The sequence below is a fragment of the Nonomuraea sp. WAC 01424 genome, assembly GCF_003947315.1.
Lineage (GTDB): Bacteria > Actinomycetota > Actinomycetes > Streptosporangiales > Streptosporangiaceae > Nonomuraea > Nonomuraea spiralis.
Window position 1 is genome coordinate 129,281 of the sequence record NZ_QHHZ01000024.1, and the last position, 13,737, is coordinate 143,017.

Consider the following 13,737-nt stretch of genomic DNA (forward strand, 5'->3'; position numbering starts at 1 on the left):
CGCGATCACCATATCCCTGGACTGATGGACGCTGTCATCCCTGGATCGGGTCGAATTATCGATGAGAGTGAACTGATGAGCCGCAAGGACCTCGAACGAGAGTTGCGCCGCTTGAGACGGCGCCCTTCAGGGGGGCCGACGTTCCTGCTTGGACTGCTGGTCGTTTGACAGCGATGAGCTTTCGGTGGATGCTCTCCCCGCCTGGTTCCTGGCGCTTTCCAGGGGTGAGACCGGAGATATTCCGGGAGATTTGATTGGAAGTGAAGGGAAGCGTAGATATCTTGCGACCAGAGATGAGCGTCCATGGAGTTCGGAGGAGTGGATCTATTGTTTCGATCCGGCTCTTCGGGCATGGTCCTGGTGGGATGTGACTGCCGATGAAAACGGTAGGGTATGCGTTTGGGTTGATACGGCAGGTGAGGGTCACATCCCTTGCGAGGAGCTCTGGTGGGCGCTTTTCGTGTCAGGGGCATCCACCGTTGAGTCGCTGACGCTGGAATACGGCTCAGGGTGGAGCGGTCAACCAAGTATTGGAATCGACATCAAGCACCCTGCATGACGGCTCGCAGTTCTGTAAAACGTGATTCGGCACCGCCCGTAATGGCTTCGTGAGGGTGCCGAATCTTGTTCGACGGCTATGTTGACGGCGTCTGCCACATGCCGGATGGTTCCCGCCGCCGGATGGGGGACGAATCAGCCAGGTTCGTGTTCTCAAGCAGTGTGTCGTCATCGGGGGCGGGTTGCTGCCGTCGGTGGTGAGGTCGCTCTGAGCCTGGTGGTGTGAAAAGGCCAGATGACGGCCGCAATCGTGGGGCCGTAGAGGGTGGGTCATGAGGAGGCGGCGGTGGTGTAGCGGGTGGCCAGGTGGGCGAAGGCGGTTTTGAGTTCGGGAGGGCCGATGACTTCGATGTCGGCGTCGTACCTGCCGAGCGCGGACGCCAGTCCCAGCCACGACCACGACCCCATGACCACCCGGCACCGCCCCGGCCCCGCCTCCTCCACGACCGCGTCGCGCGCGTACCGGGACACGACCGCGGCAGGCAGGTCGAGGAGCACCTCTCCGCGGCAGGGCCAGCCGCCCGCGTCGTCCGAGCCGCGGAAGCGGGCGGTCACGAAGGCGGCCACGTCGCCGCCGGGCAGGTCGCGCGGGGTGAAGCGGGGGCCCGTGGGGGTGCGCGGGGTGACGCGGTCGGCGCGGAAGGTGCGCCAGTCGGCGCGGTCGAGGTCCCAGGCGACGAGGTACCAGCGGCCGCCCCAGGTGACGAGGTGGTGGGGCTCCACCCGGCGTGGCGGGGCGGGCGTGCCGTCGTCCGTCTCTGAGGGGTAGTCGAGGCGCAGCACCTCCCGGGCGTGGACGGCGGCGCTCAGCGCCATGAGCACCTTGCTGTCGACCTGCGGCTCCGACCGTACGCCCGCCCGTTCGACGGCGGTGATCCGGAGGGTGTCGATGCGGTGGCGCAGGCGTGCGGGCATGACCTGGCGGACGGTGGTGAGCGCGCGTGCCGCGGCCTCCTCGATGCCGGCGCCGGCGGTGGTGGCGAGCTGGAGCGCGATGGCCAGCGCGACGGCCTGCTCGTCGTCGAACAGCAGCGGCGGCAGCTCGGTCCCGGCGTCGAGCCGGTAGCCGCCGTCGGGGCCCTTGATCGCCGCGATGGGGTAGCCGAGCTCGCGCAGGCGGTCGACGTCCCGGCGTACGGTACGCGGGCTGACCTCCAGCCGCTCGGCCAGCAGCGCCCCCGGCCAGTCGCGGCGCATCTGGGCCAGCGCGAGCAGGGCCAGCAGGCGTGCCGAGGTCTTCTGCATGTTCTCCATGGTGCCGTAAGAAGAGGCCACAACCTGACCGCTTCCCTTGCCACCATGGGCACCGGCGCCGGGGTGGAACGAAACCGCCAAACCCGGCCGGACCACCATGAATGCAATCAGCAAGGAGCTGTCATGTCCATCGATGTTGTGATCCACCTGAACTTCCGGGGCGAGGCCGCGGCGGCGCTCGCCTTCTACGGGGAGGTGTTCGGCGGGGACGCGACCGTCGTGACGTACAAGGATGCCGGGAACGTCCAGGATCCGTCGGAGGCCGACCACGTGATGTGGGGACAGGTGGCCGCAGCCGGCGGTTTCCGCGTGATGGCCTACGACGTGCCCGCCCGCCTGCCGTGGGACCGGGGTGAGAACGCGTTCTACGTGTCGCTCACGGCGGGCACGGCCGAGGAGGTCACCACGTACTGGAACAACCTGTGCGAGGGCGCGAGCGTGGTACGGGCGCTGGGGCCCGCGCAGTGGGCGCCGCTCCACGGCATGGTGACGGACCGGTTCGGCGTGACCTGGATCGTGGAACTCGCCGCCACCTCCAACGAAGCCACCGCCGCCCTCAGCGACGCGGTCTGACGGCCCGCCAGAAAGGGCTGCGGAGGTGAACATGTGCTCGTCCGGAGGCGTGCGCCGATGACCGTGCTCGGTGTCAGGGCGCTCAACCGCGCCACACTCGCCCGCCAGCTGCTGCTCGACCGGGCGGAGATGCCGGTCCTGGACGCCGTCGCGCACCTGTGCGGCCTTCAGGCGCAGGAGCCGCAGGAACCGTTCGCCGGGTTGTGGTCGCGGTTGCGCGGCTTCGATCCGGCGGCGCTGTCGGACCTGCTGGTCGGCCGGGGCGTGGTGCGAACCCATCTGATGCGCCGTACCGTGCACCTGGTCGCCACCGCCGACGTCCTGGCCTGGCGGGCCCGCCACGACGCGATGTTGCGCCAGCGCGTGCTCGGCGTCTACCGCCGCGAGCTGGCCGGGGTGGACCTCGACGAGCTCGCGGCGGCGGGCCGGGCGGTGCTGGCCGACGGCGAGCCGCGGTCGATGTCGCAGCTCGCGCGGGAGGTGGCCGGGCGCTGGCCCGCGCCGGGGCCGCGGGCGCTGGGCGAGATGCTGGTCGCGGCGCTCGTCCCGATGGCGCAGTTGCCGCCGCGCGGGTTGTGGCGGGCGAAGGCGGGGGTGCGCAACGTCCCGCTGTCGTCCTGGCTGGGGCGCGAGATCGACCCGCCGGCCGCCGACGGCCGCGATGCCGTGGGGCAGGCTCTCGTACGGCGTTACCTGGCGGCGTTCGGCCCCGCGGCCACCGCCGACCTGCGCGCCTGGAGCGGGCTGGCCGGGCTGCCGGCGGCCGTGGCCGCGGTACGCGAGGAGCTGGTCGCCTTCCGCGACGAGCGCGGCCGGGAGCTGCTGGACCTGCCGGACGCGCCGCGTCCCGACCCCGGCACGCCCGCCCCGGTACGGTTCCTGCCGGCGTTCGACAACGCGATCCTCGGCTACGACGACCGCGGCCGGATCATCGACGACGCCCACCGCGGCCTGTCGGTCGCCGGCGCCCGGGTGGTCCTGGTCGACGGCCGTGTCTCGGCCACCTGGACCGTCGAGGACGACACCGTGCTCGTCACCCCGCTGCGCCGCCTGTCCGGGGCCGAGCGCGCCGCCGTGGCCGAGGAGGGAGGGGCGCTGGCGTCGTTCCTGTCGGACGGCGGCAGCGACCGCGCGCGGCTCTCGCCGTGAGGCCGCCCGCGGACGCGACCACTACAGATCACCCAGCGCGGACAGAAGCCGTCCGATCCAGGCGAAGAACCGCAAGACCCGGCGGAAGGGCCAGACCACCACCCAGAAGGCCGGTTCGAGCCACCGGAACGGGCCGAGCAGGAGCGCCAGGACCATGGCGATCGTGTCCGCGTCCAGCGACCGCAGAACCCAGCACCGTCCCCGGTGTCCCCACCTCCGGTGCAGGACGAGCGGCCGCTCGGGCTCGGACGGCTCGTCCGCCTCGGACGGGCCTTCCCGGCGGCTGAGCGGATGAAGATCGTCGTTCACCCGCCCCGGTCTACCGGCGCTGCCTTGTGATCCACTGGTGATCACCGGTCATGTCCGGGCCGGCCGTAGGATCTGCCGGTGAACACCGACGCATCCCCGATCGTCCTGCGCACCGAACGGCTGACGCTCAGGCCCTGGCAACCGTCCGACCTGGCGCCCTTCGCCGAGCTCAACGCCGACCCGCAGGTCATGGAGCACTTCCCCGCCACGCTCACCCGGCAGGAGAGCGACGCGTTCGCGGCGGCGAGCGACGAGCTGATCTCCCGGCAGGGGTGGGGCCGCTGGGCCCTGGAGGTCACGGCCACCGGCGAGTTCATCGGGTTCACCGGCCTGCACCGGCCGGCGTTCGAGGCGGCGTTCATGCCCGCGGTGGAGATCGCCTGGCGGCTGCGCCGCGCCGCATGGGGCCACGGGTACGCGACCGAGGCCGCCGGGGCCGCGCTCGGCCACGCCTTCGACAGGCTGGGCCTGGACGAGGTGGTCTCCTTCACCGCGACGGTGAACCTGCGCTCCAGCGCGGTCATGCGCCGGCTCGGCATGACGCACAACGCGGCCGGCGACTTCGACCACCCCGTCCTGCCGCCGGGCCACCGGCTGCGCAGGCACGTGCTGTACCGGCTGTCGGCGTCCGACTGGCGCGGCCGCGCCGACCAGGCGGTGTGACCGGACCGCTCACGCCGACCGGCCCCCGGAACGGTCGGCCATACTGTCAGGACCCCAGCGGCTGAAAGGTGACCAAAGAGGCCGACGGGTAGGAGGTGGACGGAAGGAGCGAACACCATGGACGTGCCCAAGCAAGACGCCGGGCCGCACCAGGCGGACGATGCAAGCCCCCGCCGGCTGCGCGACCTGACCCACGCGGGCGCGTACGTCGTGGACGACGGCGGCCGGATCGTCGAGGTCACCCCGCGCGCCGAGCAGCTGCTGCGCAGGACCGCCGCCGAACTGCTCGGCCAGGACGCCCACGACCTGCTCCACCGCGGCCGGTACGGCGAGACGCTGCCGCGCAGCCGGTGCGCGATGCGCCGGCCGCTGCTCACCGGCGGCACCTCCCAGGGCCACCGGGAGTGGCTGGCGCGCGGCGACGGCTCCCTGCTGCCGACCTCCTGGCTGGTCACCCCCTGCGACCTCGAAGACGGCAGGTCCGGGGCACTGGTGCTCTTCCACGATGCCGACGATCCCGGCACGCAGGCGGTCGATCCGGGCGACGACACGTCCTCGATGTCCCAGCTCGACCGGCTCGCCCTGCTGGCCGAGACCACCACGACGCTCACCTCCAGCCTCGACGTGGACGAGACGCTGCGCCAGCTCGTCCGCCTGGTGGTGCCGCTGCTCGCCGACTGGGTGGTGGTGGACCTGCTCACTGAGCACGGCGGCGTGTCGCGCGCCGCCGTCGTGCACCACGAGAACGGCGTCCTGGTGCACCACGAGGAGCTGGAGGGGCCGATGCCGGCGGTGCCCGAGGAGTCACCGATGCCGCTGTCGCGGGCCCTGCGCGGGGTCACGGCGACGCTGACCGGGCCGGAGACCTACCAGGGCGCCCCCGACTCCGGCATCGCGGTGTTCCAGCAGGAGTTGTTCCGCGAGACCGGCATGCACTCGGCCGGCATCGCCCCCATCCGCGGTGTGCGCGAGGTGCTCGGGGCGCTGACCTTGGGACGCGCCGAGCGGCCCGGCGCGTTCACCACGGCCGACCTGCTGCTGGTCGAGGACATCGCCCGCCGCGCCGGCCTCGCGCTGGACAACGCCCGCCTGTACGAGCGGCAGCGCCACGTCGCCGAGACCATGCAGCGCCACCTGCTGCCGCGCCTGCCCTCGGTGCCCGGCCTGGAGATGAGCGCCTGCTACGTGCCCGCGCCCCGGGCCTCCCAGGTCGGCGGCGACTGGTACGACGCCTTCACCCTGCCCGACGGCGCCACCGCCCTGGTGATCGGCGACGTGGTGGGCCACGACCTGGAGGCCGCCGCCGGGATGGCCCAGGTCTGCAACATGTTGCGCGCGTACGCCGGCGCCGAGCGGGAGCTGCCCAGCGCCGTACTCGACCGGCTGGACCGGGCGGTGGGGCGCATGGCGCAGGCCACCATGGCCACCGTCGTCCTCGCCCGGCTGGAGCACACCGAGGACGGCCGCTGGCTGCTGTGCTGGAGCAACGCGGGCCATCCGCCGCCGCTGCTGGTGGAGCGCGACGGGCGCACCTGCTTCCTGGACGGCGGGCAGGGCCTCCTGCTGGGCACCGGCCTCCGCGCCGACCGTACCGACGCCGTCGTCGAGCTGCCGCCGGGGTCCACCCTCGTGCTCTACACCGACGGCCTGATCGAGTCCCCCGGGCATTCCCTGGACGACGGGCTGGCCCGCCTGAGCCGGTACGCCGCCTCCCACACCCACCGGCCGCTGAACGCGCTCGGCGACCTGCTGCTGGAACGGGTGCGCCCGGCCGACAACGACGACGACGTCGCCATGCTGACGCTGCGCGTGCCGCCGAAGGTCACGCCCCCGGACGACCGGCCGCGTCGTGAGCGTCAGGGCCGCGCGGCGGAGCAGACGTCGCGGTAGGCCACGCCCTTGAGGTACTGGTCCCACTCGCGCGCGTCCATCGTCCGGCCCGCGCGTTCGCACACCAGCCGGGCCACGGCCTCGGCGCCGACCGGCACGCGGATGATCGCCGCCGAGGAGTTGCCCGCGACGTACAGGGTCTGGTCGTCGGCGCTGAAGGCGAGCTGGTCGAGGATGTCGATGGGGAAGGAGCCGATCCGCTCGCGCGAGCCGACGTCCCAGACCTGGACGGTGTAGACGTCGTTGAACGTCTCCCCGATGGACCTGCCGATCAGCGCGAGCAGGGAGCCGTCGTGGCTGAACAGCACGCTCTCGACCTGGGCCCGGCTCGCCACGCGCATCGCGGGCGGCAGCTCGGCGCCCTTGGCGACGTCCCACAGCTCGACCGTGCCGGAGCCGAGGGCGAGCAGCGGCGCGGCGGGGCTGACCGCGATGGCCTCGCCCGACCGGTTGAACCCCGAGCCGGCGGCCCGGCCGGTGGCCAGGTCGTAGATCGTGCCGGCGCTGGTGACCAGCCTCTTGCCGTCGCGGGTGGGGACGATGGTGCCGGTCGCCGTGGCGAGAGGGTGCCGGGCCAGTACCCGGCCGGTGTCGGTGGCCAGGACGACGAGCTCGTTGCGCGCGTCCCGCTCGCTCTGCTCCTTGAGCGAGACCACCAGCCGCCCGCCGTCGGGGGTGAACGCCTTCGACAACACGAACTGCGTCCTCGGGAGGGGGTGGCGCCACAGCCGGCGGCCGGTGGCCACGTCCCACAGGCCGACCGAGGAGTCCTGGGCGTCGGCGGTCAGCCGCGTGCCCGCGGGGTTGAACAGCTCCCCGACGGCGCCCTCGCTGCCGGTCATCGGGACACTCAGGCGGCGGGTGTCCCATACGCGGATCGGCGCGGCGTCCCGCGTCACGGCGGCCAGGCGGCCGTCCTGGCTGAACACGCCGACGTCGTACCCCTGCGGCAGTTTCGCGGAGGTGAGGCGGGAGGCGAGGTCGGCGGTGATGGTCGAGCTGTCGAGCAGGTAGCGGACGGTGTGGCCGTCGGGTTGCAGCCAGACCTCCTCTGGCTCGCCCTCCGCCTGGTAGACGGCCAGTTCGTCGCCGTCGGCGGCGTCCCACAGGTGCAGCGTACGGCCCTCGACGGCCAGCAGTCGGCGGCCGTCGGCGCTGAGCCGCAGCCGCCCGCCGGGCAGGTCGCCCGTGGCCGACTCCTGCCAGAACGGCCGCTCCTCGTCGGGCGCCTTCCTGGCGGTGGCCAGGTCCCAGACCGTGACGTCGCCGTTCGCGCACAGCAGCCTCCTGCTGTCCGGCGTGAACGCCACCACCGACCCGCACGCCTTCGGCATCCGGGTGTCGACGGTGAGACCGGGTAGGCGGATCACCTTCAGCCCGCCCTGGTTGGGCCCGACTCCCGCGATGTAGGCGCCGGAGGCCGCGATCGCCGGAGCCCGGTCCGCCTCCAGCTCCGGGGTGTAGGACGCGCCGGTCCTGGTGTCCCACAGGAACTCCAGGGAGCTCTCCCGCATCACCGCGGCCAGGTTCTCGTTGCCGTCGAAGGCGACGTGCACGCCGGGGCTGCCCTCGCCGACGCGGTGCTCGCGCAGTTTCGTGCCGGTCATGGTGTCCCAGGCGTAGGCCATGCTCCTGCTCACGACCACGAGGGTCTTCCCGCTCGGGCTGAGCGCCGCCGCGGTCGGCAGCGCGTCGAGGCCGTCGGGCCACCGCCAGAACGTGGTCTGCCGGTCGGCGCGCACGTCGTAGACGCGTACGCCGTCCTCGCCGGCGATCGCCCGGACCCGGCCGCCGGCCGCCGAGGCCGCGGCGGAGACGCCCTTGGCCCCGGGATCGCGGAAGACCGCGCTCTCCGGCATCGTCAGCGAGGTCGTCAGGCTGCGCCGGGTGTCGGGGCCGGGCGCCAGCCGCCACCCGGCCACGCTGAGCAACATCGCCTTGGCCGGGTCGGTCGTACGCAGCCGGTCGGCCTCGGCCGCGACCTGCCGGCCGACCGCCTGGTCGCGTTGCAGGCCGACCAGGCGGCTCTGCTCGGCCACCTGCTGTCCGCGCAGCACGGCCAGGCCGCCGGCCGCCAGCGCCACCACCAGCAGCCCGGCCAGCGCCGCCGTGGTCAGCCGCCGGCGGCGCACCCGCCGCCGGGCCAGGCCGGTGCCCGCGGCCAGGAAGTCGCGTTCGAGCGGGGTCAGGGTGATGTGCCTGCGGCCGGTGGCGGCCCAGGTGAGCGCCTGGTCCAGGCGGCTGCCCTGGAGCAGGTCGCCGTCCTTGTGGCCGTGGTCGGCCCATTGGCGGGCGGCGTCGCTGAGCTGGCTGAACACGGCGAGCCCGTCGCGGTCGTCGTCCACCCAGACCCGCAGCCGCGGCCAGGCGCGCAGCAGCGCGGGACGCGACAGCGCCACCGCGTCGTCCTTCTGCGTCACCAGGTAGGAGAACGCCTGGAGGATGCGTTCGATGGCCCGGGTCTCCCGCTCCGAGCGGCCGGCCAGCAGGTCCTGCTTCAGCGCCCAGCGTGCGGTCTCGTGCCCGTCGTCGGTGACCGTCACCAGGCGCAGGAACACCTCGGCGGCCAGCTCCCGCTCCTCGGGGGCGAGCGCGCCGTAGGCGTCCTCGGCGATCGTGCCGAGCGCCGGGTCGGCCCGGTCAGGCACGTGCACGCCTCTGGCGGCGCGGCTGCCCGCCGTCAGCAGCCCGCGGAGGTCGGGGTCGTTGCCGCTGACCAGGGCGAGCAGCAGGTCGCGGGCGGTGGGACGGGCCGCCGGGTCCTTCTCCAGCGCGGCCGAGACCAGCGAGGCCAGGCGCGGCGGCAGCGCGCCCAGGTCGGGGTGCTTCGACAACACCCGGTGCATGACCCCGCCGAGGTTGTCGGCGCGGAACGGGTCCTCGCCCGTGGCGGCGAACACCACGATCGAGCCCCAGGCGAACACGTCGGCGGGCGCCCCCGCCCGCTGCCCGGTGAACACCTCGGGCGCCATGTACGTCGGCGTGCCGGCCACCTCGCCGGTCCTGGTCAGCGACATGTCCTCGGTACGGGCGATGCCGAAGTCGATCACGCGCGGGCCGTCGGCACCGAGCAGCACGTTGTCCGGCTTCAGGTCCCGGTGGATCACGCCCGCGTCGTGCACGGCCGTCAGCGCGGTGGCGATCGCCGTGGCCAGCCGGTGGAGGTCGTCCCCGGCGAACCTGCGCCCCTGCTCGACCGCCCGCCGCAGGCTGGGCCCCGGCACGTACTCGCTGACGATGTACGGCCGGCTGCCCGACAGGTCGCTGGCCAGCACCCGGGCGGTGCAGAACGAGGCCACCCGCCCGGCCGCCGTCGCCTCCTTGGCGAACCGTTCGCGGCTCGCCTGGTTGTCGGCCATGTGGAGGACCTTGAGCGCGACCCGGCGGCCTTCGCGGTCGTAGGCGTCGTACACCACGCCTTGGCCGCCGGAGCCGAGCCGGCCGGCCAGCCAGTATTCCCCGATGTGCTGCGGTTCCCCGGTGTTCGACGCGTCCACGGCGTGTTAGATGCCGGCCGGGCCGCGGAAGTTCCCGGGCATCGGGCCGCCGGGCGTCCGGAGGTAGGCGTCCAGCGCCGCGGCGCCCGCCAGCATGGCCAGGCCCCGCGCGGTGAGCCGGTCGTGCCACTCCTGGAGCGTCGCCTGCAGCGGCTCCGGGCCGCCCGCGGCGCGTACCTGCTCCAGCACCTGGCGGATGCGCTCCAGGCCGTAGCCGCCGCGCCTGAGCTGGTGGGCCAGCAGCACGTCGCGCACGTCGGCGGAGGTGTAGACGCGGTAGCCGGTACGCGGGTCGCGCCGGGGCACGGTGATCCCGGCCCGCTCCCATTTGCGCAGTGTCGCCGGCTTGATCCGGAGCCGCCGGGCCAGCGGCCCGATGAACGTCACCCCCGGCGCCGGCTCGCTCGGCGGCGCCAGGTCGCGCAGCGCCTCTTCCACGGCCTCCAGCGTGAGCCGGTCGCCGGCGAGCTGGGCGTGGCCGTCGTCGATCAGCCGCAGCGCCTCCTCGGTCGCGCCGCCGTTCACGGCCCGCATGATCGCCCCCGCCGTCGCGTGGCCGTGGGCCGGGAGCAGCGCCAGGAACGTGCGCAGCGCCGCCGCGTGGCGCGGGGCGTAGACGCGGTAGCCGTGCGGGGAACGCCCGGCCGGCGGAAGGATCTCCGCGTCCTCGTAGTTGCGCACGGCCTGCGTGGACAGGCCGTGCTCGCGCGCCAGATCGATGGGTCGCAACCGCATTTTGAAGGTACGTCCTTCGCAACCGCCGAAAGGTCGGCCAAAGTTTACACGACTGGTTCAACGATACGGTTGAAGGCATGACGACCTCGATCCGGGACGCCGCCCGGGAGCTCACCGGCGGCGCCCTCACCGCGCTGTTGTCCCCCGGCGTCCGCGTGCTCGGCCTCGGCGAGCCCACCCACGGTGTCGAAGCCTTCCTCGAAGTGCGCAACGAGATCTTCCGCCACCTCGTCGAGCACGAGGGCTACCGTTCGATCGCCCTGGAGAGCGACTGCCTGGCGGGCCTGGCCGCCGACGCGTACGCCGGCGGCGGGGCCGGCACCCTCGACGAGGCGATGAGCCGCGGCTTCAGCCACGGGTTCGGCGCCTCGGCGGCCAACCGCGAGCTCCTGAGCTGGATGCGCGCGTACAACGAGCGGCGTGCCGCGTACGACCGGCTGCGTTTCCACGGCTTCGACGCGCCCTTGGAGCTGGCCGGCCCGGCCGGTCCCCGCCCGGTCCTGACCGCGGTGCACGACTACCTCTCCGCCCACCTCGACCTGCCCGTGACGCGCGAGACCCTCGACGGGCTGCTCGGCCCCGACGAGCCCTGGACCGACCCGGCCGCGCTCACCGACCCCGCCCGGTCCGTCGGCGGCGGGCCCGAGGTCAAGGAGCTGCGGCTGATCGCCGACGACCTCGGCGCGCTGCTGACCGCGCACGCCCCCCACCTGACGGCCGCCACGTCCCACGACGACTGGTGGCGCGCCGACCTGTACGCGCGGACCGCCGCCGGGCTGCTGCGCTACCACGCCGGCATGGCCGACCCTTCGTCCGCCCGACTCGGCAGGCTCATGAGCCAACGTGACGCGATGATGGCCGGCAACCTGGACGCCGTCGTCCGCCGCGAGGCCCGGCGCGGCCCCACGCTCGCCTTCGCCCACAACCGCCACCTGCAACGCGACAAGAGCCACCTGTGGTTCGCGAACGTGCCCCTCCAGTGGTGGAGCGCGGGCGCCATCCTCGCCACCCGCCTCGGCGACGCGTACGCCTTCGCCGCCGCCACGTTCGGCACGCGCGGCGCCGACGTGCCCGCGCCCGGCACCCTCGAAGGGATCCTGTCGGCCCTTCCCCACGCCCGCGCCGTCGTCGATCCCGCCCGCCTGGTCGCGGCGCTCGGCGAGAAGCCGGCGCCCCGGGTGCCGGTGGACCACACCTACCTGGCCCTCGACCCCGCCACCGTCCACCAGGCGGACGCGATCGTCTTCCTCAAGGAGATCTGAGGTCAGCCGCCCTTCGCGACGGTGTCCGCGGGGTCCGCCGGGCGGACCAGGAGCCCGTACGCGCGGGCCAGGTCGGCGACCCGCTGAAGTTGCGCCAGGTCCGGTTCGGCCGGATAGGAGCCGATCGCGACGTGTGCCGCCGACGCCGTGGTGATCTTCGTGTAGCGGGTCAGCGCGTCGCGTGCCTGCTGGGGGTCGGTCGCGATCAGGCGTTGTGCCTTGACCAGCGCGCGCCGGAAGGCCGCCAGCGTGCGGGGGTTCGCCCTGATCCACTCGTCGGTGGCCGACATGCCCGCGGTGTACACGTTCGCGAACTCGCGGGTCATCGGGTCCTCCACGATCCGCGCGCGCCCGCTCTCGCGGCCGACGGTGACGTACGGTTCCGCCAGCAGCGCGGCGTCGACCTGCCCCTTGTCCATGGCGAGGAGCATCTCGGGGTAGGGCTTCTCGACCAGCAGGACGTCCCGGAAGGTCAGCCCGGCCCGCTTCAGTACGCCCGCCAGCGCCAGCTGCCCGAGCCCCGCGAGGTTCGGGACCGCGATCTTCTTCTTCCTGAGGTCGGCCGCGGTGCGGATCCCCGACCCGGGGGCCACCGCGATCGCGAAGCTCCCCGGCGCGGCCTGGTGGAGGCTGGAGACGATCCTGAAGGACTTGCCGAGCTCGTCGGTCTTGAAGAGCGTGGCGTAGTCGGTCTGCGCCAGATCCAGTGTGCCCATGGCCAGCTCCGGTACTGCGGCGGCGGCGCCGCTGACGATCCGCGGCTGGACCGTCAGGCCCTCCTCCGCGAAATAGCCCTGCTCCAGCGCCACGTACACGGGCGCCGACTCCACGCTCGGCACCACGCCGACCTTGACGACGGACCGCTCGGGCGGTTGCGCCGGGCGTACGGCGGTGTGCGGCTCGCCGGGCAGCGCCCGTACGCCGACGGTGGCGGCGAGCACGGTGACGACGACCACCGCGGCGGCGGCCAAGGTCATGACGTTGCGCCGCCTGCGTTGATGGGCCTCGATCGCCCTGGTCGCCAGGTCGCGCTCCGGCATGTCGTCCGCGATGCGGCCGAGCTGATCTCCGAGCCAGGTCATCGGCGTGCCCCCTCACTGTGGGCCGGGTCGTCCAGGGCGGGCAGTCTCGGCGCCAGCTCGGGCGCCAGCGTCCGTAGGCGGGCCAGCGCGTGGTGCGCCTGGCTCTTGACAGTGCCGACCGAGCATCCCAGCAGGTCGGCGACCTCGCGCTCGGGCCGGTCCTCGTAGAAGCGCAGGACGAGCACGGCGCGCTGCTTGGGCGTCAGCCGCATGAGCGCCTGGCGCAGGACGATCCGCAGCACGGCGGAGTCCTCGCTCACGTACGCGCGGTCGGGCGGCTCGGCGGTCGGCACCTCGTCCGAACCGCGCCGCCGCCGCCACGAGATGTACTGGTTCACCATCACCTTGCGCGCGTAGGCGTCAAGGTTGCCGACGTGGCTCAACCTCGACCATCGCCCGAACAGGCGGACCAGCACGCTCTGCACGAGGTCCTCCGCGAGGTGCTCCTCTCCGGTGAGCAGGTAGGCCAGGCGCGTCAACGCGCGTTGGTGAGCCTCCACGAACGCCCGGAAGGCGGTGTCGCGATCCAACGTCTCTCCTCAATCTCGATACCCTCCAGACGTTGTGGGCGTGGCGAAAGGTTGGCACCCCTGAGAACCGTGTGACGCGCCCGGACCGCCACGGTTTATTTATCGGCATTTAATGAATAATGTCGGCAAGGCGCATTCTATTCGCGTGGCGGCGCGGAGCCCGCGCTCGTTAAAGTCGGGGTAACGTCAGGCTCCACGAATGCCCTGACCAGAGGACGAGCCGATGAACTGCGGT

General features: G+C 73.0%; 11 protein-coding genes. 5 read left to right on the forward strand and 6 right to left on the reverse strand.

Features of this window, described 5'->3' with window-relative positions:
* Positions 1 to 828: 828 nt before the first annotated feature.
* On the reverse strand, positions 829 to 1,803 hold the full coding sequence (locus tag DMB42_RS47000) for a YafY family protein (RefSeq protein ID WP_125646799.1): 975 nt from the start codon (positions 1,801 to 1,803) through the stop codon (positions 829 to 831).
* Between the two features lie 132 nt (positions 1,804 to 1,935).
* Between DMB42_RS47000 and DMB42_RS47005 the strand changes: the two genes are divergently transcribed.
* Together DMB42_RS47005 and DMB42_RS47010 are read left to right on the forward strand one after the other, a co-directional pair.
* Positions 1,936 to 2,385: a VOC family protein gene (locus DMB42_RS47005; RefSeq protein WP_125646802.1), complete on the forward strand. Its 450-nt coding sequence runs from the start codon at positions 1,936 to 1,938 to the stop codon at positions 2,383 to 2,385.
* 57 nt (positions 2,386 to 2,442) lie between these two features.
* Positions 2,443 to 3,534, forward strand: coding sequence for a winged helix DNA-binding domain-containing protein (locus tag DMB42_RS47010; protein ID WP_125646806.1), 1,092 nt, complete (start codon positions 2,443 to 2,445; stop codon positions 3,532 to 3,534).
* 21 nt (positions 3,535 to 3,555) lie between these two features.
* Here the strand turns inward: DMB42_RS47010 and DMB42_RS47015 are convergent, their stop codons facing one another.
* Positions 3,556 to 3,843, reverse strand: a complete 288-nt coding sequence (locus tag DMB42_RS47015) for a hypothetical protein (protein WP_125646809.1) — start codon at positions 3,841 to 3,843, stop codon at positions 3,556 to 3,558.
* Between the two features lie 78 nt (positions 3,844 to 3,921).
* On the opposite strand from DMB42_RS47015, the gene DMB42_RS47020 reads away from it, so the two are divergent.
* Together DMB42_RS47020 and DMB42_RS47025 are read left to right on the forward strand one after the other, a co-directional pair.
* Complete coding sequence (locus DMB42_RS47020; protein ID WP_125646812.1) at positions 3,922 to 4,506, forward strand: GNAT family N-acetyltransferase; 585 nt, start codon at positions 3,922 to 3,924, stop codon at positions 4,504 to 4,506.
* 117 nt (positions 4,507 to 4,623) lie between these two features.
* Positions 4,624 to 6,396, forward strand: coding sequence for a SpoIIE family protein phosphatase (locus DMB42_RS47025; RefSeq protein ID WP_125646815.1), 1,773 nt, complete (start codon positions 4,624 to 4,626; stop codon positions 6,394 to 6,396).
* On the opposite strand, the gene DMB42_RS47030 is transcribed toward DMB42_RS47025, so the two are convergent.
* Both DMB42_RS47030 and DMB42_RS47035 read right to left on the reverse strand, forming a co-directional pair.
* Positions 6,363 to 9,893: a WD40 repeat domain-containing serine/threonine-protein kinase gene (locus tag DMB42_RS47030; RefSeq protein ID WP_125646818.1), complete on the reverse strand. Its 3,531-nt coding sequence runs from the start codon at positions 9,891 to 9,893 to the stop codon at positions 6,363 to 6,365. The two genes, DMB42_RS47025 and DMB42_RS47030, sit on opposite strands and share 34 nt — an antisense overlap.
* Positions 9,894 to 9,899: 6 nt before the next feature.
* On the reverse strand, positions 9,900 to 10,628 hold the full coding sequence (locus DMB42_RS47035) for a MerR family transcriptional regulator (protein ID WP_125646821.1): 729 nt from the start codon (positions 10,626 to 10,628) through the stop codon (positions 9,900 to 9,902).
* 77 nt (positions 10,629 to 10,705) lie between these two features.
* Here DMB42_RS47035 and DMB42_RS47040 point away from each other — a divergent pair, with 77 nt between their 5' ends.
* Positions 10,706 to 11,890 (forward strand): erythromycin esterase family protein, encoded by a 1,185-nt coding sequence (locus tag DMB42_RS47040; RefSeq protein ID WP_125646824.1) that lies wholly within the window; start codon positions 10,706 to 10,708, stop codon positions 11,888 to 11,890.
* Between the two features lie 2 nt (positions 11,891 to 11,892).
* Here the strand turns inward: DMB42_RS47040 and DMB42_RS47045 are convergent, their stop codons facing one another.
* Both DMB42_RS47045 and DMB42_RS47050 read right to left on the reverse strand, forming a co-directional pair.
* Positions 11,893 to 12,972 carry an ABC transporter substrate-binding protein gene (locus DMB42_RS47045; protein WP_125646828.1) on the reverse strand — a complete coding sequence of 360 codons (1,080 nt, stop codon included), beginning with the start codon at positions 12,970 to 12,972 and terminating at the stop codon, positions 11,893 to 11,895.
* Positions 12,969 to 13,502 (reverse strand): SigE family RNA polymerase sigma factor, encoded by a 534-nt coding sequence (locus DMB42_RS47050; RefSeq protein ID WP_125646831.1) that lies wholly within the window; start codon positions 13,500 to 13,502, stop codon positions 12,969 to 12,971. Before DMB42_RS47050 ends, DMB42_RS47045 begins: the two co-directional genes overlap by 4 nt.
* Positions 13,503 to 13,737: the final 235 nt, after the last annotated feature.